Here is a 19,625-nt window from a genome sequence, read left to right as displayed (position 1 = left end):
TTCGGGCAAGGCGCGCCTACTGTCTCAGGTCAAATTGGCTCTGCCCGCTCCAGCGTACTTTTGCCGCCTTAGTGATAAAAACCACAAAAACTTTGATCCAGTTTGCATGGCAATCGTTTGCAAAAGTGATAGAATCGCGCGAATTTTGTTTCAGCATCAGGGAAAAAACGATGAAAAATGCCATTCAAGGCGCACAAATGCTATTTGTTGCATTTGGTGCTCTGGTTCTTGTACCGCTTCTGACCGGTCTGGATCCTAACGTTGCACTATTCGGGGCTGGTGTCGGCACCCTTCTTTTCCAACTCATTACCCGCCGCTCAGTGCCAATCTTCCTTGCCTCTTCGTTCGCTTTTATTGCTCCTATTATGTACGGTATCCAAAGTTGGGGTATTGCGGCGACCATGGGTGGCCTGATGGCCGCGGGTGTGGTGTACATTATTCTGGGTGCGGTCATTAAAGTGCGCGGTGTTGGCATCATCCATAAACTGCTGCCACCGGTTGTGGTTGGCCCGGTGATCATGGTCATCGGTCTGGGCCTGGCTCCGGCTGCGGTCAATATGGCTCTGGGTAAAACCGGCGACGGTTCAGTCCAGCTGGTCAACGGCGACGCAGCATTGTGGATTTCCTGTGTCTCGCTGCTGGTCACTGTGGTCATCAGTGTTTTTGCCAAAGGCTTCTTTAAACTACTGCCGATTTGTGGCGGTATTGCAGCCGGTTATGCACTGTCACTCTACTTCGGAGTGGTCAGCTTTGCACCGGTGCAACAAGCTGCCTGGTTTGCACTGCCAAACTTCACTTTCCCTGAATTCAATATCAATGCGATCCTGTTTATGATTCCGGTGGCCATTGCTCCGGCGGTCGAGCACGTGGGTGATATGCTGGCCATTTCGAACGTGACCGGTAAAGACTACATCAAAAAACCGGGTCTGCACCGCACCATCGCAGGTGACGGAGTGGCAACCATCGCAGCGACTTTCCTGGGTGCGCCGCCAAACACCACCTACAGTGAAGTAACCGGTGCAGTCATGCTGACCAAAGCATTCAACCCGGTCATCATGACCTGGGCTGCCGTGACGGCTATCATTCTGGCTCTGGTCGGTAAACTGGGCGCGCTGCTGCAAACCATCCCGGTTCCGGTGATGGGCGGTATTATGATTCTGCTGTTTGGTTCAATCGCTACGGTCGGCCTCAACACCCTGATCAAAAACCATGTTGACCTGCACAAATCACGTAACCTGGTGATTGTGGCGATTACTCTGGTCTTTGGTATCGGTGGCATGGCCTTCGGCATCGGCGAGTTCAGCCTGCAGGGCGTCAGCTTGTGCGGAATTGTGGCAATTATTCTTAACCTGGTTCTGCCACAGGATCTGGGTGAAAACCATGTGGTCGATAATGCCCAGATGGAAGAAGACAACTAATTTGCGTGTCTGAACACAGCGCGAATTCAGTAAGAATTCACCACAAAACGGCCTCTGCAGAGGCCGTTTTTTATTGGATGCGTATCCGCTCAACCCTCGGGCTGACACAACTCCGCGAACTTAGCCCGGGTCAGCAGGGCTAAATCCTGTGGGGCCAGCTCAATTTCCAGGCCGCGCTTTCCGGCACTGACACACAAGGTCGGCAAGGTCTCGGCACTGCGATGAATAAAGGTCGGTAACGCTTTCTTCTGGCCAAGCGGACTGATGCCCCCGACCACGTAGCCGGTGGTTTTCTGCGCGATATCCGGATCAGCCATATCTGCTTTCTTGGCGCCTGCCGCTTTGGCCGCCAGCTTGAGATTGAGCTTTTGATCAACCGGGAGGATAGCCACGGCCAGATTCTTGGCTTCACCGTTGAGACAGAACAGCAGGGTTTTAAATACGGTTTTCGGATCCTGACCTAACGCCTGCGCCGCTTCCAGTCCGTAACTGCTGTGGCTGGGATCATGCTCATACTGGTGAATGGTGTGGGCAATTTTCTTCTTCTTGGCAAGATTAATGGCAGGAGTCATGCAAAATAGGTCCTTATCCCCGTTAACAAACACAAAAACAGGCGGACTTAATGCCGCCGGCCTGTCCACAAAAGCGGCTCAATTCTGGCAAGCTCTGACAAATTCTGGCAACTGCGCCGCTCAGCGGTTAGTAAAAGGGATCGCACGCATAACGTCAATCTCTGCGGTCAAACTGTCAGGAATATTCCTCGGCAGCGGATAGACACACCTTACTTATAAATAATCTCACCGGATGGGGCATACAGATTGACGTCAATCGGACTCATCGCCTGCAGATAATCCTTCAAAACCTCGGCATCAACAAAGCCGGTGTTCACAAAACCCGGATGCCGGGTAATATCCGGATAACCGTCGCCACCCGCAGCGTTATAACTCGGAATGCTGAAGCGATAATGTCCGTCCAGACGCAACTGTTTGCCACTGATAAACACATTCGATACCCGACCATCAGCAATCGTCATCGAAATACCGGCAAATTGGGCAAACGCACCACTGTCGACCGGTTTGGTCGCCACGACATTCAGATACGCCAGCAACTCCTCACCGCCCATCTCGACATAGCTGAGTGAGTTACCAAACGGCTGAACCTGAAGTACATCTTTATAGGTCACCTCACCGGCGGCGATCGAATCGCGCACACCGCCTGAGTTCATGATGGCAAAATCGGCTTTTGCCCGTTGCATATGCGCAGTGGCAATCAGATGACCCAGATTGGTCTGCCTAAAACGCACCACATCCCGATCGCCTTCCAGCTTGCCGTTGGTCTCGGCAATTTTGACATTCAGCTGTGCCTGGCCCTGCTCCTGATACGGACGCAGGAAAGCCTCCAGCGCCGGATCAGGCTCGATAGCTTGAGTGGCGATAACCCGGCTGCTCTCTCCGTTCACGCTGACTTTTTTTGTCAGGTTAACCGGGATCAACTGATAACTGATCCGGTTGAGTTCGCCATTGCGGAACTGGTAATCCGCACGGCCGACATATTTGCCCCATTCATAGGCCTGCAGGATATCGGTGCCATTCTGCTGATCAGGCTGACAGGCATCGCCGGGAGCAAAGTTCTTCACCATCACATTCGGGCCTTCCATGCACACCGGCTCCTGCGAATGACCGCCGATAATCATATCCAGCGCACCATGCGGCAGAGCTCGGGCCAGGGAGACATCGCCCGGCGCATTACTGCCATGCTGCGCATCCTGATAGTGCCCCATGTGGGTGACCGCAATCACCACATCCGGCTGTTCACTATGCTGCAGTTCAGCCACCAGCTGTTTGGCTTCGGTTTTAGGATCACGAAATTCCAGCCCCTCAATATACTGTGGATTACCGATCAGTGCGGTATCTTCGGTAGTGAGGCCAATCACAGCAATTTTAATCCCCTGCTTATTGATGATCTGATACGGCTGGAACAGACGCTGTCCGGTCGCTTTATCATAAATATTGGCGGATAGCAGCGGAAAATTAGCCCATTGCTGCTGCTTAAACAGCACCTCCAGCGGATTATCAAATTCGTGGTTACCAATCGCCATCGCATCGTAACCCAGCACACTCATACCTTTAAAATCCGGCTCCGCATCCAGCAGGTCTGATTCCGGCACACCGGTATTGATATCACCGCCGGAAAGCAGCAACACACTGCCACCCTGCGCGGTCACCTCGGCCCGGATCTGTTCGATCAGAGTCTTACGTGCGGCCAGGCCATATTCGCCATACTGATTCGGCCAGAAGCGGCCATGATGATCGTTGGTGTGCAAGATGGTCAGAGTGTAGGTTTTATCTTCCTGCCAGGCGGGCTGAGGTGAACTGGCACAGCCCGCCAGCACAGCGGCCAGCACACTTCCCAGCGCGGATTTTACGAGTAAGCCTTGTTTCATGAGAATGCGTTCCACTGATACGGTTCCACTGCGGTGATACGCTTCAGCGGTAAACATGTTACGCCGGTGCAAATCTGTCGCTTGCTGGCCGTCCCCACTGAAGGCATCTGCTTTATCCGCCAAGTATGTGCAACAAATCGCGCTCAAGCCAGTTTTAGCGTGTACGTTCGAGAGATGCCGCGCATAAAAAAACCGCCAAACGGCGGTTTTTCAGATTTGCAGCGCAGAGCAATCAGCGGATATCAATATGCGCAAAGCTCTTAATCATATCATCCAGAGCTTTCATCTGGGCCAGGAATGGCTCCAGCTTGTCCAGCGGCAGCGCAGACGGGCCGTCACATTTGGCCTGATCCGGAGTCGGATGCGCTTCGATAAACAGGCCGGCAATACCGGTCGCCAGACCAGCCTTAGCCAGTTCTACGGTTTGCTCACGGCGACCGCCGGAAGCAGCGCCAGATGGATCGCGCATCTGCAGAGAGTGAGTCACGTCAAAGATGATCGGGCTGCCGTTCGACGCCTTTTTCATCACCCCAAAGCCCAGCATGTCAACCACCAGGTTGTCGTAACCGTGGCAAGAACCACGTTCACACAAAATCACTTTCTCGTTACCACATTCCGCGAACTTCTCAACGATGTTACCCACCTGACCCGGACTCATAAACTGTGGTTTCTTCACGTTAATCACCGCACCGGTTTTCGCCATCGCTTCCACCAGGTCAGTCTGACGCGCCAGGAACGCCGGCAACTGGATCACGTCCACAACGTCGGCAACAGGCTGAGCCTGAGCTTCTGTGTGCACGTCAGTAATGATCTTCACCCCAAAAGTATCTTTCAGTTCCTGAAAGATTTTCATCCCTTCTTCCAGGCCAGGGCCGCGGTAAGAGTGGACAGAACTGCGGTTCGCTTTATCAAACGACGCTTTGAATACGTAGGGAATGCCCAACTTTTCAGTTACTTTTACGTAGTGTTCACAGATCTGCATCGCCATATCGCGCGATTCCAGTACGTTCATACCAGCAAACAGAGTAAACGGCTTGTCGTTCGCTACCGGGATATCACCTACGTGAACAATTTTCTGTTCCATGTTTTTTCTCTTAGTTAGGCTTAATGCAGGGTCACGGCATCGTGACTCAGGGCATTAAGTTGAGTTTTCAGTAATTCTGCGGCCGGATCATCCGGGCACTGTTCAATAAAATATTGGTAGTCGGTCAAGGCAACCTGATGACAATCGAGCTGCTGGTAGATAAAACCGCGATCGCGAATTTCGTACGGATCATCGGGCACAAATGTCAGGGCCAGATCGGTACATCGCAGGGCAAGAGTATAGTGCTCTTCACGCAGCAGAGCACTTTTCACCAGCGCCAGCCAGCGACCGATAATGGTCGGGTGATCGGCCGGTTTGAGGTGATCCGTTTTCAGTTTCGTCAGCGGACCTTTGTGGCCAATCAACCACGCCTGCAGCGTATGCAGCGAGACATATTCACCAGAAAACGGATTGATGTAACGCGGCCCTTCATCCGGCCAGTGCAGCTCAACAATAAACTGGGTCGGGAATGTCACGCCTTGCAGCGGAAAGCCGAGCTGGCGGCCGAAATAAAGCAGCAGAGCCCCCAGACTGACCGGGATCCCTTTACGTCGCTCCAGTACTTTATCGATAAAAGCGTTACTGGAATCAAAGTAGGCTTCGCTGTCACCGGCGAAACCCCACTCGAAATAAAACAGGCGCAAAAACGCCTCAAAGCGTTGTTTCTCATCACGCTCATGCAACAGAGCAAGCTCGGCTTCATCCAGCAGACGCTTAAGTTCCACTTTAGCCCAGGCGACCTGAGTGTCAGGATTGATGGCTTTATTCAGCGCCAGAGCACCGTCCACCAGCTCCATCGCATCAAAATCTTCATCACACAAATCCAGCATCAAACTACTCTATCGGTTGGTTATTTCTTCAGGTTATGTCTGCACGCCCTGCGGCAAGGGCGTGCCTTTACATGACATGGCAAGACACCACTGGCAGCCTGTCAGCCAAAGAACATCGGAACTTTGGTCACTGCAATCTTGCCAGCAATCGCCAGCCAGCCCAGTGCGCCAAAGAAGGCCAGGGTGCGCATCAGCTTGGTACGACCTAGCTTAAGAGCAAACAGACCCAGGGCAATATAAGCCAGTACACAGGTCAGTTTGTCGGTCATCCACGGCGCGGCGGCCGTAAATGGAATAAAACCTGTGATGGAAATCAGACCGATGCCGGACAGCAACAGAAAGGTATCAACAACATGGGGAGTCACTTTGAGGAACTTATGTTGTAACAGAGCTGAATCGCGCATCATGAGTACATAGCGTACAGTCAGCAACAGCGCACTGAGGGCGATGGTCAGCATGTGAAAATGTTTTAATCCTTCGTACATTCTATTCCTCTTTTATTTCAACGTAATCAGCAAGCCGGGAATTGCCCCAGAGTGACGCGGTCATTGCCGGCATAATCCAGCTCTGTGCTCACTGACTGATAACCTAAATCCTGCATAATGGTGCGAACAGCCGCGCCCTGCTGATAACCGTGTTCAAACGCCAGCCAGCCGCCCGGCAACAGATGCTGCCGCGCAGCCTGACTGATATGTTTGATATCGGCTAAACCGTTATCAGCAGCGACCAGTGCCGTTTTGGGTTCAAAACGCACATCGCCCTGGTCAAGATGAGGATCATGCTCATCAATATAAGGCGGGTTAGAGACAATCAAAGCAAACTTTGTACCGGCCGCCAATGGCGAGAACCAACTGCCATGCAGAAACGTGACATTGGTGATATTTAACCGGCGGCCGTTTTCGCAGGCAAGCTGCTGTGCCTCAGGACGTAAATCAATTCCGACCACCTGGCGCTGAGGTAACTCTGATGCCAGAGCCAGGGCAATTGCACCGGTCCCGGTTCCCAAATCGAGAATATCCCCCTCCAGGGTCACCGCTTTGTCCAGAGCCAGTTCGACCAACCGTTCGGTGTCCGGTCTTGGGATCAGGGTTGAGGGGGCAACTTTAAGCGGCAATGACCAGAATTCCCGCTCACCGAGAATATAAGCCACAGGTTCACCGCTGCTGCGCCGAGCCAGCAGGGCCTCAAACCCTTGTTGCACGTCACTGTCCAGCACTTTATCCGGCCAGGTCAGCAGATAAGATCGCGGCTTGTCGAGAGCATGACACAGCAGCACAGCAGCATCCAGCGCCGGCGAATCGCTGCCGCTGGCGCTCAATTGCAAAGTCGCCGCCTTCAGGGCGGCTTCTATGGTCAGAGACATAAATCAGTGTTGCTCAGCCAGAGCGGCGAGCTGGTCAGCCTGGTGCTCCTGAATCACAGGATCAACCAGAGTCTGCAGTTCACCCTCCATCACTTCGCTCAGACGGTAGATAGTCAGGTTGATACGGTGATCTGACACACGGCCTTGCGGATAGTTGTAGGTCCGAATCCGATCACTGCGGTCACCGGAACCCAGCAGGTTACGACGGGTATCCGAAATTTCCGCGGCACGTTTCGCTTCTTCGGCCTGGGCAATACGCGCAGCCAGCACTGACATCGCTTTAGCTTTGTTTTTATGCTGAGAACGTTCGTCCTGACATTCAACCACGATACCGGTTGGTAAGTGGGTAATCCGGATCGCAGAATCCGTGGTGTTGACGTGCTGACCACCCGCGCCCGATGAGCGGAAGGTGTCGATTTTCAGATCCGCAGTCCGAATTTCCGGGATTTCCGCTTCTGGCACTTCCGCCATGACCGCAACCGTACATGCCGAGGTATGCACACGCCCCTGAGATTCCGTCGCCGGTACACGCTGCACGCGGTGACCGCCGGATTCAAATTTCAGCACGCCGTAGGCGCCATCACCGCTGACCCGGGCAATCATCTCTTTGTAACCGCCGTGTTCCGCTTCGTTGGATGACATCACTTCGATACGCCAGCCACGCTTTTCTGCGTATTTACTGTACATACGAAACAGATCACCGGCAAAAATGCCCGCTTCATCACCGCCCGCTCCGGCACGAATCTCCAGGAAGCAGTTGCGGTCATCGTTAGGATCTTTTGGCAGCAGCAGGATTTGCAGCTCATCGCTGAGACGCTCAATCGCCGCTTTCGATTCTTTGATCTCTTCCTGTGCCATTTCACGCATTTCTGCGTCATCTTCTCTGGCCATCTCTTCGGCGGCCACCAAGTCATCTTGCGCCTGCTGATAAGCCTGGAAACACTTGGTGATCTCTTCAAGCTGAGAGTACTCTTTTGACAGAGCACGGAACTTGTCCTGATCACCAATCACCGCTGGATCGCCGAGCAGATGCTGGACTTCTTCGTAACGCTCTACCAGGGATTCAAGCTTAACTAAAATCGACGCTTTCATAGTTTCTTCTTTAATGAATAAGGAGTGATAAATTATTGCGGGTCATCAAGACCCAGACTTTCTCTGATTACCGCCAGTTTACCCGGTTCGCCCTGCTCGGCCGCAGCCTGCATTGCACGCGTTGGGGTGTGGATCAGTTTATTGGTCAGTTTGTTGCTCAATTCAGTCAGCAGTTTCTCCGGATCGCCACCAGCCGCCAAGGCCTGCAAGCTTTTACTCAGCAGATCCTCACGAATTTCATTCGCCGCTTTCCGGTAATCACGAATACTGTCGACCGCCTGCAACGAGCGCATCCACGACATAAAGGCCGCGCTCTCTTCACTGACGATCGCCTCAGCCTGAATCGCCTCAACCTTGCGCTGCTCTATATTACTATCGACGATAGACTGCAAATCATCCACTGAGTAGAGATAGGCGTCATTGAGATCGCCGACCTGAGCCTCAATATCGCGCGGGACCGCAATATCGACCAGCAACATCGGCTGATAACGGCGCGCTTTCAGCGCAGTCTCCACCATCCCTTTGCCAATAATAGGCAGCGGGCTGGCGGTCGAACTGATGACGATGTCCGCCGCGGCGAGATGCTCAGGGATTTCATTCAGGGCGATAACCTCACCGTCAAACTGCTCAGCCAGAGTCATGGCCCGTTCGCGAGTTCGGTTCGCAACAATAATGCGTTTACAGTTGTGACTGGCGAGATGCTTGGCCACCAGCTCAATGGTTTCACCGGCACCGACCAGCATGACGGTCGCATCAGAAAGTGATTCAAAAATATGTTTTGCCAGCGTACACGCCGCATACGCAACCGAAACGGCACTGCCGCCGATTTCGGTTTCAGTACGTACACGTTTGGCAACAGAAAACGCCTTTTGGAATAACTTTTCCAGTGACGGGTCTACCGCCCGCTCTTCACGCGAGTCGGCATAAGCCTGCTTCACCTGCCCGAGAATTTGCGGCTCACCCAGCACCAGAGAGTCGAGACCACACGACACCCGCATCAGGTGACGAATCGCGGCCTGCTCTTCATGTACATAAAGGCTGGGTTTGAGATCTTCAGGGTTAACCTGATGAAACTGAGACAGCCACTCGATCAGTTTATTCTTGCTCGACGATTTCACATCGCAATAGATTTCGGTGCGGTTACAGGTCGACAGAATAACACTGCCATGCACATAGGCGCTGTCCGACAGTTGCCCCAGAGCCTCAGACAATTTGTCTGGACCAAAAGCAACTTTTTCTCGCAATTCAACCGAAGCCGTATTGTGATTGATACCAATAGCAAGCAAGGACATCTATCGAGGGTTCTCTGATATGAAATGGACTAGGCGCCGAATTTTACTTGATGGGCCCGTTTATTGAAAGGGTCATGTTAAAAGAGTCACCGGGATTTGTTTTCCCGACAGCGTGATTTCAATGGTATAGTGAAGCGCTTCCCTTACACAGACTGGATAAATAACGAGCAAATCATGACTTTTAAGCCACGTATTTACCTGATCTTTGCCCTTTTACTGATTCTGGCTGGCTGTAGCATGGCCCCTGAACCGGTAAGTGAAGTGCAATGGCAGTCACACCAGGCCAGATTGGCTAATATTTCGCAATTCCGTCTGTCCGGAAAAATGGGCTATATCTCTCCGGAACAACGCGAATCATTTAATTTCCAATGGCAGAAAAAGGCCGACAGCAGTCAGCTGCGCCTGACCAACTTTCTTGGCCAGACGATTCTCAACCTGACCATTTCTGCCCAGGGTGCTCGGGTCGAAACCTATGATGATCAGGTCTACACTGCCGATAATGCAGAGCAACTGATCTGGCAACTGACCGGACTTGATATTCCGATCAACCTGCTCCAGGACTGGATCCTCGGCTTACCGTCTCAGGCCGATCAGTACCAGCTCAACAGCAATAACACCCTGCAGAGCCTGGACAAAACCGCCGGTAATCGCAGCTGGCACGTCGATTATGCCCGCTACCGCGAATATCCGTGGCAAAGCACTGCCCTGCCTCTGCCGGACAAACTGAAACTGACCCAACGCCAGACCGCGATTAATCTGGTGGTATCTAAATGGACTCTGACCCCATGATCCAAGGCCCGATTGTTGATCAAACCACCCATTGGCCGTCACCGGCTAAACTGAATTTGTTTTTGTACATCACCGGCCGCCGCGCGGACGGTTATCACGAACTGCAAACTCTTTTCCAGTTTCTCGACCATGGTGACACCCTGGCTATTCGAGCCAATAACAGTGGTCAGATAGACCTTTCGCCGCTTTTGCCGGGCGTGGCCACCACAGATAACCTGATCTGGAAAGCGGCTACGGCCCTGCAGCAAGCAACCGGTTGTTCGTTAGGTGCTGAGATAGAACTCAACAAAGTTCTGCCGATGGGCGGCGGGATCGGCGGAGGATCGTCGAATGCCGCCACCGTGTTGGTGGCACTGAATTTTTTATGGCAAACCGGCCTGAGTGATGAGCAACTGGCTGAGATTGGTTTAGCGCTCGGCGCAGATGTACCAGTGTTTGTACGCGGTTTTGCCGCCTTTGCCGAAGGCGTGGGTGAACAGTTAGTCGCGGTGGAACCTGAGCAAAAATGGTACCTGGTGGTTCGCCCGAATGTGAGCATTGCCACCAAGGATATTTTCACTCATCCGCAGCTGACGCGCGACACCCCCAAGCGTGATCTGGCAACGCTGGTTGACACTGGTTACGAAAACGATTGCGAAAAAATTGTCCGAATGCTTTACCCAGAGGTTGATAAGCAACTTTCTTGGCTGCTACAATACGCGCCGTCAAGATTGACTGGGACGGGATCTTGCGTTTTTGCTGAGTTTTTGAGCAAGAAAGAAGCGGAAGCTGTCCTTGCCAAATTACCTGACAACGTCTCTGCGTTTATTGCCTATGGGCGCAATGTTTCACCGCTGAAAGAGACGCTGGCTGATTACCAATTGGCCTACACCCAACCTATTTAAAAACTGGACGCAACCCTGAGGTTTCCACCGTGCCTGATATGAAGCTATTTGCTGGTAACGCCACACCTGAACTAGCCCAACGTATTGCTGAACGTCTCTACATTTCCCTTGGTGATGCAACTGTATCCCGTTTCTCTGACGGCGAAGTCGCAGTACAAATCAACGAAAATGTTCGTGGTAGCGACGTATTCATCATTCAATCAACCTGTGCACCAACCAACGATAACCTGATGGAGTTGGTGGTCATGATTGATGCAATGCGCCGTGCTTCAGCAGGCCGTATTACTGCTGTTATCCCTTACTTTGGTTATGCTCGTCAAGATCGCCGCGTGCGTTCATCCCGTGTGCCAATTACTGCAAAAGTTGTTGCAGACTTCCTTTCTAACGTCGGCGTTGACCGCGTGCTAACCATCGACCTGCATGCAGAGCAAATCCAAGGCTTCTTCGATGTACCAGTAGATAACATCTTCGGTACACCGGTACTGCTGGAAGATATGAAAGTGCGCGGCCTGGAAGATCCGGTAGTCGTTTCTCCTGACCTGGGCGGCGTAGTACGTGCACGTGCTACTGCAAAAGCTCTGGGCGATATCGATATCGCGATCGTCGACAAACGTCGTCCACGCGCTAACGTATCTGAAGTGATGAACCTGATCGGTGACGTTGAAGGTCGTGACTGTGTTATCGTTGATGACATGATCGATACCGGCGGCACTCTGTGTAAAGCAGCAGAAGCGCTGAAAGAGCGCGGTGCGAAACGTGTATTTGCCTACGCCACTCACGCGGTGTTCTCAGGCAATGCTGCTAAGAACATCAAAAACTCTGTGCTTGACCAAGTGATCGTCACTGACTCAATCACTCTGTCAAAAGAGATGGCTGCGACCGGTAAAGTGACTCAACTGACGTTGTCGACCATGCTGGCTGAAGCGATTCGTCGTATCAGCAACGAAGAATCTATCTCAGCGATGTTCAACTAAGTAGCTTCGCTCAGATTATCTCTTCTAAATTGAGCGCTTCATCTTCGGATGAGGCGCTTTTTGTTTGCTGACGGTGTGAGATTTACGCCTGGCGCGGCTTATTTCATGAGCAACCCATTATTATCGCACTGATACCCCTGGTCTCGTTGATACTCATCATGTCATTTACCCGCATCGCGCACGAAAATGCAGAGTATCGCCCCACGGCGCTTTTCTGTGCTATCATACCGCGCTTTTTGTTTCCGAAGGGATCCTAGCCTTGAGTCAACCAATTAAATTACTGGTCGGTCTGGCCAATCCGGGACCAGAATACGCCAGGACACGCCACAATGCGGGTGCATGGGTGGTCGAAGAACTCGCGCGCATTCATAATGTGGTACTCAAAAATGAACCAAAATTCTTTGGTTTAACCGGTCGAATCGTCGTCAACGGCGAAGATCTGCGTCTGCTGATCCCAACGACCTTTATGAACTTATCCGGTAAAGCCGTGGCCGCACTGGCCAAGTTTTACCAGATAAAGCCGGAAGAGATCATGATCGCGCACGATGAGCTCGATCTTCCTCCGGGCATTGCTAAGTTTAAACAAGGTGGTGGTCATGGCGGTCACAATGGCCTGAAAGACACCATCAGTAAACTGGGTAATAACAAAGAATTTTACCGCCTGCGGATTGGCATCGGCCATCCCGGGCATAAAGATAAAGTAGCAGGCTATGTGTTGGGTAAAGCTCCGGCTAAAGAGCAGGAGTGTCTGGATGCAGCGGTGGACGAATCCGTTCGCTGTCTCGACATCTTAATCAAAGATGGCCTAACGAAAGCGCAAAACCGCTTACACACGTTCAAAGCTGAATAAGGTTTACAGTCATGGGTTTTAAATGTGGCATCGTTGGTCTACCAAACGTTGGTAAATCAACACTTTTTAATGCACTCACAAAAGCAGGTATCGAGGCGGCAAACTTCCCGTTTTGTACCATCGAACCAAACACAGGTGTCGTTCCGGTACCGGATTTGCGCCTAGACGCACTGGCAAACATTGTTAACCCGGAGCGTATTCTGCCAACTACGATGGAGTTCGTTGACATCGCGGGCCTGGTTGCAGGTGCATCAAAAGGTGAAGGTCTGGGGAACAAATTCCTGGCTAACATCCGTGAAACTGACGCAATCGGTCACGTTGTACGCTGCTTCGAGAACGAAAACATCGTTCACGTTGCGGGTAAAGTCTCTCCGATTGAAGATATCGAAGTGATCAACCTGGAACTGGCTCTGGCTGACCTGGACAGCTGTGAGCGTGCCATCCAGCGCCAGGCCAAACGTGCCAAAGGCGGCGACAAAGACGCAAAATTCGAGCTGACCGTACTGGAAAAACTGCTGCCAGTACTGACTGAAGGTGGTTCTGCCCGCACGGTGACACTGTCAAAAGAAGAGCTGGCAGCCGTTGGTTACCTCAACTTCCTGACTCTGAAGCCGACCATGTACATCGCTAACGTGGCGGAAGACGGTTTTGAAGATAACCCGTACCTGGATGCTGTACGTGAATTCGCCGCCAAAGAAAACAACGTGGTGGTTCCGGTTTGTGCCGCGATCGAATCTGAGTTGTCTGAGCTGGAAGAAGAAGAGCGTGATGAATTCCTGGCCGATCTGGGGATCGAAGAGCCGGGCCTGAACCGGGTTATCCGTTCTGGTTACGATTTGCTGAACCTGCACACTTACTTTACCGCCGGCGTTAAAGAAGTACGTGCCTGGACTATCCCTGTCGGCGCAACGGCTCCGCAAGCTGCCGGTAAGATCCACACCGACTTCGAACGCGGCTTCATCCGTGCTGAAGTTGTGGGTTACGATGCCTACATCGAATTCAACGGTGAAAGTGGCGCCAAAGAAGCCGGTAAATGGCGTCTGGAAGGTAAAGACTACATCGTAAAAGATGGCGATGTTATCCACTTCCGCTTCAACGTTTAAGCTCTGCGTTGACCTATCCGTTTAAATAACATTCAACTCGCCTGAGGCAAAATCAGGCAGTTGAACAAAAGCCAACCAAGCGGTTGGCTTTTTTGTTTTAACGGCTGTTAAATATGAGAAATTCGCTCAGGTCAAAGGTAATGAATCTGTTGTTTTACTAGCGCTTTTTGATCACAAACACGCCTCTTTGATTAAAAATAACCCGAACAGTCAATTTCAGGGAATTTATTCAAAAAAACTGTTGACGCTCCTGAGCCATATCCGCATAATGCGCTCCGTTCTCAGCGATAAGGCAACTTTGAAGCGAGCAACGAAAATGAAAAATTGTTGGCTACGTAGCTCAGCTGGTTAGAGCACATCACTCATAATGATGGGGTCACAGGTTCGAATCCCGTCGTAGCCACCATTTCCTAAATGCTTTCGCTTAACTTGATTAAGTAAGAGTAATTAGGAAATAATGCGGAAGTGGCGAAATTGGTAGACGCACCAGATTTAGGTTCTGGCGCCGCAAGGTGTGAGAGTTCAAGTCTCTCCTTCCGCACCATTATTTAAGATAACGTAAGTTATCGCCTGCAGGTCTATCGCCAAGCGGTAAGGCAGCGGCTTTTGATGCCGCCATTCCCTGGTTCGAATCCAGGTAGACCTGCCATTTTTACACCTTGCCTGAGGTTATCAGGCAGAATACTGAATTTGCGGTGGTGGCGGAATTGGTAGACGCGCTAGCTTCAGGTGCTAGTGTCCGTTAGGACGTGAGGGTTCAAGTCCCTCCCTCCGCACCAAATTCAGTAGATTGTAGGTCTATCGCCAAGCGGTAAGGCAGCGGCTTTTGATGCCGCCATTCCCTGGTTCGAATCCAGGTAGACCTGCCATAATTCTTTAGATTTCAATGCGATTTAAAAACCATTGGAACTGAATGCGAGATTGTATTATAGTTTCTCGCTCAAAATTGTTGGCTACGTAGCTCAGCTGGTTAGAGCACATCACTCATAATGATGGGGTCACAGGTTCGAATCCCGTCGTAGCCACCACTTATTCAAGTTAATCATTTTTCTGATTGGCTTAGAATACCGGGACGCGGAAGTGGCGAAATTGGTAGACGCACCAGATTTAGGTTCTGGCGCCGTAAGGTGTGAGAGTTCAAGTCTCTCCTTCCGCACCATCATCCCGATATTCTGAAACTGTTTTGCGGAAGTGGCGAAATTGGTAGACGCACCAGATTTAGGTTCTGGCGCCGCAAGGTGTAAGAGTTCAAGTCTCTTCTTCCGCACCATAATTTGCGATAACGACACGTTATCCGCTGTAGGTCTATCGCCAAGCGGTAAGGCAGCGGCTTTTGATGCCGCCATTCCCTGGTTCGAATCCAGGTAGACCTGCCATTTTACACCTTGTCTGAGGTTATCAGACAACATACTGAATTTGCGGTGGTGGCGGAATTGGTAGACGCGCTAGCTTCAGGTGCTAGTGTCCGTTAGGACGTGAGGGTTCAAGTCCCTCCCTCCGCACCAAATTCAGTAGATTGTAGGTCTATCGCCAAGCGGTAAGGCAGCGGCTTTTGATGCCGCCATTCCCTGGTTCGAATCCAGGTAGACCTGCCATTACAACGATGATTCGATATACCAAGTCGGGTTATCTACAAAACATGATGCGGAAGTGGCGAAATTGGTAGACGCACCAGATTTAGGTTCTGGCGCCGCAAGGTGTGAGAGTTCAAGTCTCTCCTTCCGCACCATTATTCTTAAGTATTAATACATAAGAATAACAGAGTGGCTACGTAGCTCAGCTGGTTAGAGCACATCACTCATAATGATGGGGTCACAGGTTCGAATCCCGTCGTAGCCACCATTTCCTAAACGCTTTTAGATCAGAACATCTGAACCGAGAGTAGTTAGGAAACATGCGGAAGTGGCGAAATTGGTAGACGCACCAGATTTAGGTTCTGGCGCCGCAAGGTGTAAGAGTTCAAGTCTCTTCTTCCGCACCATGTTGACGATAATATGAAAAACTTTTCAATATTATCAAAAAGCTGCGTGACAACAGCTTAAGTTCCGGTTAGTATTCCAGAGCAGGTTGTCACAAGATAGCTTAACAGAGTAATACTAAATTTTGCGGTGGTGGCGGAATTGGTAGACGCGCTAGCTTCAGGTGCTAGTGTCCGTTAGGACGTGAGGGTTCAAGTCCCTCCCTCCGCACCAAATTTAGTATCTTGTAGGTCTATCGCCAAGCGGTAAGGCAGCGGCTTTTGATGCCGCCATTCCCTGGTTCGAATCCAGGTAGACCTGCCATTACAACGATGATTCGATATACCAAGTCGGGTTGTCCACAAATCAAGTTGCGGAAGTGGCGAAATTGGTAGACGCACCAGATTTAGGTTCTGGCGCCGCAAGGTGTGAGAGTTCAAGTCTCTCCTTCCGCACCATAGATTGACAAAACCCAGCCTCGGCTGGGTTTTGTTTTATCTGTCGTTCCTATATTTCCCTACTGTCTGGGTACTAAAAAATCCAACCTAAGCGGGATCTGTTAGTCACTGTCTCATGTTCAAATTCACGATTTAGTTTACGCGCTCAGGCATTAGTCTACCCACTCACTAAATCCATCCTAAGCCAATACGCAGTTCATAAGCCAACGAAGCTGTTTGTGAAGCAACTATTGAGTCACTGCACTTATCCCAGTAACGCCAACGCGGTATTTGGCGCTTGTCTTGCCTGAGCGAGCACCGAGCCGGAAGCTTGGGCCAGGATCTGAGATTTGGTCAGTGCCGTGGTTTCTTTGGCAAAGTCCGTATCCTTGATACGGCTCTTCGACGCATTCACATTCTCGTTAATGTTATCCAGGTTACTGATCGCATGGTTAAAGCGGTTCTGGAATGCACCCAGTTCAGCTCGGTGACTATCCACAAACTTCAACGCGGCATCCACCACTGCCACTGATTGCTGAGCGCCACCTACAGAGGTAACATCAATCGTATCAACAGTCAGCGCCTGGCCATCCTGCATCCCCAACTCGCCAGCCAGACTCCCCCCAAAGCTCACCGGTCCGGTGACCTTGTTATTGTCAGCAAACAGTTGCAGCCTGCCCTCTTCATCCACGGAGGCTTTGACCATGTCGGTCTGACCATTGATGTAAGTGGCCAGCTCTTCAATATCATCACCTTCTTTGGCGTTAATTGAGATGGTCTGCTCACCACCAAAACGGTCATTGAGGGTAATGGTCAGATCATTCGCATCGGCTGCCACGCCCCAGTCACTGCCTTTGCCTTGTGACGCCTGGTAGCCGGTGCCGCCCATCATGCGGTTATCACTGCGCATGTTGTTCAGGGTCAGCATGACGGCTTCACCGCTGTCAGCACCGATCTGAAACGCTTTGGTTTCAAAGGTACCATTGAGCAGCTTGTTACCACCAAATGAAGTGGTTTCCGCAATCCGGTTCAGTTCATCATTCAACGCCGTCACTTCTTCCTGAATAGCCTGACGCTCTGATTTCGAGTTAGAGCCGTTGGCCGATTGCAGGGACAAATCACGCATACGTTGCAGAATGTTGGTGGTTTCATTCATTGCACCTTCCGCGGTCTGCGCCATCGAGATGCCGTCATTGGCATTGCGCACCGCTACATCCAGGCCACGGCTCTGGACATTAAGGCGGTTAGATATTTGCAGACCGGCCGCATCATCTTTTGCGCTGTTGATTCGGTAACCTGACGACAAACGTTCCATAGAAGCCTGTTGGGCGTTGGTCGCACTGTTCAGATAACGCTGAGCTGTCATTGCTGACACATTAGTATTTACATTAACCGCCATAAGATTATCTCCTGTTGATTTTCAGACGTAGCGGAACTTAACGAACGGTTTCCGACGTCTCGGAAATCCAAAGTGTTCTCTCAAAGTTATCTCTAATAGCGACCCGGCTAAATTTAGCTTTAGACAAACGCAGCGAATAAGTTAAAAAACGAACAATGGATGCAAGAAGTGCGAGATAAGACGCAAAAGTAAACAACCCGAACAAAAAAGGCTAAAGATTAATCAAAAACGGACGGTGCAACACAGTGCACATCAGGGCAAGTAAATGGGGTATCAATCAGACGTGAGTAAATAGCAGGCAAAAGAAAAGCCCCTTTCCTTTGAGAGAACCGGGGCTGGGTTGGAAGCCAACGCCAATGTGGAGATCAGAGAAATGAACACATTTTGGCTACCAGATTGTGTATGACAACGTTTGCTTAACAAGCAGGTTTAGGTGAGAGAGCTTGCCAATCTCCGGTTATCATACTTTGCCAGGGGACCTTCATCGTAAGCTCACGTCTGAGCCGGAAATAAAGGCTCCCTATCTTACTGCAATAGTGAAATTGCAGAGTTAGGCAACTGTTTTGCTTGGGCAAGAATCGAAGTCCCTGCCTGTTGCAGAATTTGTGCTTTGGTCATTTGCGTGGTTTCTTTCGCAAAGTCGGTATCTTTAATCCGGCTCTTCGAAGCTTCCACGTTTTCCTGGATGTTAGCCAGGTTGCTGATACTGTGGCTCAAACGGTTTTGCTTTGCCCCCAGATCTGCACGCTGTGCGTCAACATATTTCAGTGCTGCATCCAGGATACCGACTGCGTTTTGTGAACCACCGACCGAGGTCACATCAATGTCCTGCACTGTGGTGTAAACACCGTTATCGGTACTCAGACCCAGTTCATTGGCCAGGCCACCAGAGATGCTCAAACCAGAGGCCAGATTAGGTTCCGCAACAAAAACTTGCAGACGTCCCTCATCATCAACCGAGGCTTTAAACATGTCAGTCTGGCCGTTGAGGTACGTCGCCACTTCTTCAATATCATCACCAGCTTTGGCATTGATATTAATCGTCACAGGCTCACCGTCTTCTCCGGTGTACTCTAACTGCATCGTGTTGGCATTCGCTGGTACACCCCAGTCCTGACTCTTACCTTGTTCAGCAAGGTACGACACACCGCCCATACGATGGTCATCAGCACGAATGCTGGTCAGGCCCATGATCACCGCTTCACCTGAGCTAGCGCCGATCTGGAACGAAGCTTCACCAAATGAGCCGTTCAGCAGCTTACGGCCACCGAAAGAGGTGGTTTCAGCAATACGGTTCAATTCGTCCTGCAGAGCTTTTACTTCTTCGTTAATCGCGCCACGTTCAGAGTCTGAGTTGGTGCCGTTCGCCGATTGCAGTGACAAGTCACGCATACGTTGCAGAATCGAGGTAGACTCATTCATCGCCCCTTCCGCTGTCTGCGCAATTGAGATGCCATCGTTGGCGTTACGCATTGCCACATCCAGACCGCGAGACTGAGCTGTCAGACGGTTTGAGATCTGCAGGCCGGCCGCATCATCTTTCGCACTGTTGATACGATTACCTGACGACAAACGCTCCATCGAGGTGTTCAGCTCGTTAGACGACTTATTCAGATAACGTTGTGCGGTCATCGCCGACACGTTGGTATTGACGTTAATGGTCATAGTTTGCTCTCCTATCGAGTTCGCAAGCTTTATGCGAAGCGGTC

Annotated in this window: 16 protein-coding genes and 17 tRNA genes; 23 read left to right on the top strand and 10 right to left on the bottom strand. The window is 51.2% G+C overall.

What is annotated here, in order from left to right; all coding sequences use genetic code 11:
• Positions 1-170 precede the first annotated feature (170 nt).
• The gene (locus E6C74_RS00750) at positions 171-1,418 is read left to right on the top strand and encodes a uracil-xanthine permease family protein (protein WP_136482400.1); all 1,248 of its coding nucleotides are present in this window, start codon (positions 171-173) and stop codon (positions 1,416-1,418) included.
• An 89-nt stretch (positions 1,419-1,507) separates the two neighbouring features.
• On the opposite strand, the gene ybaK is transcribed toward E6C74_RS00750, so the two are convergent.
• The 8 genes from ybaK to hemA form a co-directional block, all read right to left on the bottom strand.
• Positions 1,508-1,990, bottom strand: coding sequence for a Cys-tRNA(Pro) deacylase (ybaK, locus tag E6C74_RS00745; RefSeq protein ID WP_136482398.1), 483 nt, complete (start codon positions 1,988-1,990; stop codon positions 1,508-1,510).
• Between the two features lie 209 nt (positions 1,991-2,199).
• Positions 2,200-3,861: a bifunctional UDP-sugar hydrolase/5'-nucleotidase UshA gene (gene ushA / locus E6C74_RS00740; RefSeq protein WP_136483157.1), complete on the bottom strand. Its 1,662-nt coding sequence runs from the start codon at positions 3,859-3,861 to the stop codon at positions 2,200-2,202.
• Positions 3,862-4,093: 232 nt separating this feature from the next.
• Entirely contained in the window at positions 4,094-4,945 is an 852-nt protein-coding gene (gene kdsA, locus E6C74_RS00735; RefSeq protein ID WP_136482396.1) for a 3-deoxy-8-phosphooctulonate synthase, read from the bottom strand.
• Positions 4,946-4,965: 20 nt separating this feature from the next.
• Positions 4,966-5,775 carry a SirB1 family protein gene (locus E6C74_RS00730; protein WP_136482394.1) on the bottom strand — a complete coding sequence of 270 codons (810 nt, stop codon included), beginning with the start codon at positions 5,773-5,775 and terminating at the stop codon, positions 4,966-4,968.
• Positions 5,776-5,876: 101 nt separating this feature from the next.
• On the bottom strand, positions 5,877-6,260 hold the full coding sequence (locus E6C74_RS00725) for a SirB2 family protein (protein WP_136482391.1): 384 nt from the start codon (positions 6,258-6,260) through the stop codon (positions 5,877-5,879).
• Between the two features lie 26 nt (positions 6,261-6,286).
• The gene (prmC, locus tag E6C74_RS00720) at positions 6,287-7,138 is read right to left on the bottom strand and encodes a peptide chain release factor N(5)-glutamine methyltransferase (RefSeq protein WP_136482389.1); all 852 of its coding nucleotides are present in this window, start codon (positions 7,136-7,138) and stop codon (positions 6,287-6,289) included.
• Between the two features lie 3 nt (positions 7,139-7,141).
• Positions 7,142-8,230, bottom strand: coding sequence for a peptide chain release factor 1 (gene prfA, locus E6C74_RS00715; protein WP_136482387.1), 1,089 nt, complete (start codon positions 8,228-8,230; stop codon positions 7,142-7,144).
• A 32-nt stretch (positions 8,231-8,262) separates the two neighbouring features.
• Positions 8,263-9,522, bottom strand: coding sequence for a glutamyl-tRNA reductase (gene hemA, locus E6C74_RS00710; RefSeq protein ID WP_136482385.1), 1,260 nt, complete (start codon positions 9,520-9,522; stop codon positions 8,263-8,265).
• A gap of 174 nt (positions 9,523-9,696) precedes the next feature.
• Between hemA and lolB the strand changes: the two genes are divergently transcribed.
• The 22 genes from lolB to E6C74_RS00600 all read left to right on the top strand — a co-directional run bounded on the left by lolB (position 9,697) and on the right by E6C74_RS00600 (position 16,538).
• A complete protein-coding gene (gene lolB / locus E6C74_RS00705; RefSeq protein ID WP_136482383.1) occupies positions 9,697-10,311 on the top strand; it encodes a lipoprotein insertase outer membrane protein LolB in 615 nt (204 codons plus the stop codon).
• Positions 10,293-11,195, top strand: coding sequence for a 4-(cytidine 5'-diphospho)-2-C-methyl-D-erythritol kinase (ispE, locus tag E6C74_RS00700; protein WP_136482381.1), 903 nt, complete (start codon positions 10,293-10,295; stop codon positions 11,193-11,195). Before lolB ends, ispE begins: the two co-directional genes overlap by 19 nt.
• A gap of 29 nt (positions 11,196-11,224) precedes the next feature.
• Complete coding sequence (locus E6C74_RS00695; RefSeq protein WP_136482379.1) at positions 11,225-12,169, top strand: ribose-phosphate pyrophosphokinase; 945 nt, start codon at positions 11,225-11,227, stop codon at positions 12,167-12,169.
• Between the two features lie 259 nt (positions 12,170-12,428).
• The gene (gene pth / locus E6C74_RS00690; protein ID WP_136482377.1) at positions 12,429-13,019 is read left to right on the top strand and encodes an aminoacyl-tRNA hydrolase; all 591 of its coding nucleotides are present in this window, start codon (positions 12,429-12,431) and stop codon (positions 13,017-13,019) included.
• A gap of 11 nt (positions 13,020-13,030) precedes the next feature.
• Complete coding sequence (ychF, locus tag E6C74_RS00685) at positions 13,031-14,122, top strand: redox-regulated ATPase YchF (protein ID WP_136482374.1); 1,092 nt, start codon at positions 13,031-13,033, stop codon at positions 14,120-14,122.
• Positions 14,123-14,451: 329 nt separating this feature from the next.
• Positions 14,452-14,528, top strand: a tRNA-Met gene (locus tag E6C74_RS00680).
• Between the two features lie 53 nt (positions 14,529-14,581).
• Positions 14,582-14,666: transfer RNA gene (locus tag E6C74_RS00675), tRNA-Leu, on the top strand.
• A gap of 30 nt (positions 14,667-14,696) precedes the next feature.
• A tRNA-Gln gene (locus tag E6C74_RS00670) sits at positions 14,697-14,771 on the top strand.
• Positions 14,772-14,814: 43 nt separating this feature from the next.
• Positions 14,815-14,901: transfer RNA gene (locus tag E6C74_RS00665), tRNA-Leu, on the top strand.
• 15 nt (positions 14,902-14,916) lie between these two features.
• Positions 14,917-14,991 (top strand) — tRNA-Gln (locus E6C74_RS00660).
• Positions 14,992-15,073: 82 nt separating this feature from the next.
• Positions 15,074-15,150 (top strand) — tRNA-Met (locus E6C74_RS00655).
• Between the two features lie 46 nt (positions 15,151-15,196).
• Positions 15,197-15,281 (top strand) — tRNA-Leu (locus E6C74_RS00650).
• Between the two features lie 26 nt (positions 15,282-15,307).
• A tRNA-Leu gene (locus E6C74_RS00645) sits at positions 15,308-15,392 on the top strand.
• A 31-nt stretch (positions 15,393-15,423) separates the two neighbouring features.
• A tRNA-Gln gene (locus E6C74_RS00640) sits at positions 15,424-15,498 on the top strand.
• Between the two features lie 42 nt (positions 15,499-15,540).
• A tRNA-Leu gene (locus E6C74_RS00635) sits at positions 15,541-15,627 on the top strand.
• A 15-nt stretch (positions 15,628-15,642) separates the two neighbouring features.
• Positions 15,643-15,717 (top strand) — tRNA-Gln (locus E6C74_RS00630).
• A 49-nt stretch (positions 15,718-15,766) separates the two neighbouring features.
• Positions 15,767-15,851: transfer RNA gene (locus E6C74_RS00625), tRNA-Leu, on the top strand.
• A 36-nt stretch (positions 15,852-15,887) separates the two neighbouring features.
• Positions 15,888-15,964, top strand: a tRNA-Met gene (locus E6C74_RS00620).
• A gap of 54 nt (positions 15,965-16,018) precedes the next feature.
• Positions 16,019-16,103, top strand: a tRNA-Leu gene (locus tag E6C74_RS00615).
• A 124-nt stretch (positions 16,104-16,227) separates the two neighbouring features.
• A tRNA-Leu gene (locus E6C74_RS00610) sits at positions 16,228-16,314 on the top strand.
• A gap of 15 nt (positions 16,315-16,329) precedes the next feature.
• Positions 16,330-16,404, top strand: a tRNA-Gln gene (locus E6C74_RS00605).
• 49 nt (positions 16,405-16,453) lie between these two features.
• Positions 16,454-16,538, top strand: a tRNA-Leu gene (locus E6C74_RS00600).
• 244 nt (positions 16,539-16,782) lie between these two features.
• Here E6C74_RS00600 and E6C74_RS00595 read toward each other — a convergent pair.
• Entirely contained in the window at positions 16,783-17,916 is a 1,134-nt protein-coding gene (locus E6C74_RS00595) for a flagellin (RefSeq protein WP_136482372.1), read from the bottom strand.
• 525 nt (positions 17,917-18,441) lie between these two features.
• Positions 18,442-19,581, bottom strand: a complete 1,140-nt coding sequence (locus tag E6C74_RS00590) for a flagellin (protein ID WP_136482370.1) — start codon at positions 19,579-19,581, stop codon at positions 18,442-18,444.
• Positions 19,582-19,625 lie beyond the last annotated feature (44 nt).

This window comes from Vibrio sp. H11, from assembly GCF_004804295.1.
Classification (GTDB): domain Bacteria; phylum Pseudomonadota; class Gammaproteobacteria; order Enterobacterales; family Vibrionaceae; genus Vibrio; species Vibrio ostreae.
Note: the sequence above shows the minus strand (reverse complement) of the source record. Positions and strands in the feature narration are given on the sequence as shown.

What these genes read in the sequence shown, in the direction of transcription:
- E6C74_RS00750 (WP_136482400.1), top strand. Translation starts at nt 171, where the DNA reads ATGAAAAATGCCATTCAAGGCGCACAAATGCTATTTGTTGCATTTGGT.
- ybaK (WP_136482398.1), bottom strand. Translation starts at nt 1,990, where the DNA reads ATGACTCCTGCCATTAATCTTGCCAAGAAGAAGAAAATTGCCCACACC.
- ushA (WP_136483157.1), bottom strand. Translation starts at nt 3,861, where the DNA reads ATGAAACAAGGCTTACTCGTAAAATCCGCGCTGGGAAGTGTGCTGGCC.
- kdsA (WP_136482396.1), bottom strand. Translation starts at nt 4,945, where the DNA reads ATGGAACAGAAAATTGTTCACGTAGGTGATATCCCGGTAGCGAACGAC.
- E6C74_RS00730 (WP_136482394.1), bottom strand. Translation starts at nt 5,775, where the DNA reads ATGCTGGATTTGTGTGATGAAGATTTTGATGCGATGGAGCTGGTGGAC.
- E6C74_RS00725 (WP_136482391.1), bottom strand. Translation starts at nt 6,260, where the DNA reads ATGTACGAAGGATTAAAACATTTTCACATGCTGACCATCGCCCTCAGT.
- prmC (WP_136482389.1), bottom strand. Translation starts at nt 7,138, where the DNA reads ATGTCTCTGACCATAGAAGCCGCCCTGAAGGCGGCGACTTTGCAATTG.
- prfA (WP_136482387.1), bottom strand. Translation starts at nt 8,230, where the DNA reads ATGAAAGCGTCGATTTTAGTTAAGCTTGAATCCCTGGTAGAGCGTTAC.
- hemA (WP_136482385.1), bottom strand. Translation starts at nt 9,522, where the DNA reads ATGTCCTTGCTTGCTATTGGTATCAATCACAATACGGCTTCGGTTGAA.
- lolB (WP_136482383.1), top strand. Translation starts at nt 9,697, where the DNA reads ATGACTTTTAAGCCACGTATTTACCTGATCTTTGCCCTTTTACTGATT.
- ispE (WP_136482381.1), top strand. Translation starts at nt 10,293, where the DNA reads ATGGACTCTGACCCCATGATCCAAGGCCCGATTGTTGATCAAACCACC.
- ychF (WP_136482374.1), top strand. Translation starts at nt 13,031, where the DNA reads ATGGGTTTTAAATGTGGCATCGTTGGTCTACCAAACGTTGGTAAATCA.
- E6C74_RS00595 (WP_136482372.1), bottom strand. Translation starts at nt 17,916, where the DNA reads ATGGCGGTTAATGTAAATACTAATGTGTCAGCAATGACAGCTCAGCGT.
- E6C74_RS00590 (WP_136482370.1), bottom strand. Translation starts at nt 19,581, where the DNA reads ATGACCATTAACGTCAATACCAACGTGTCGGCGATGACCGCACAACGT.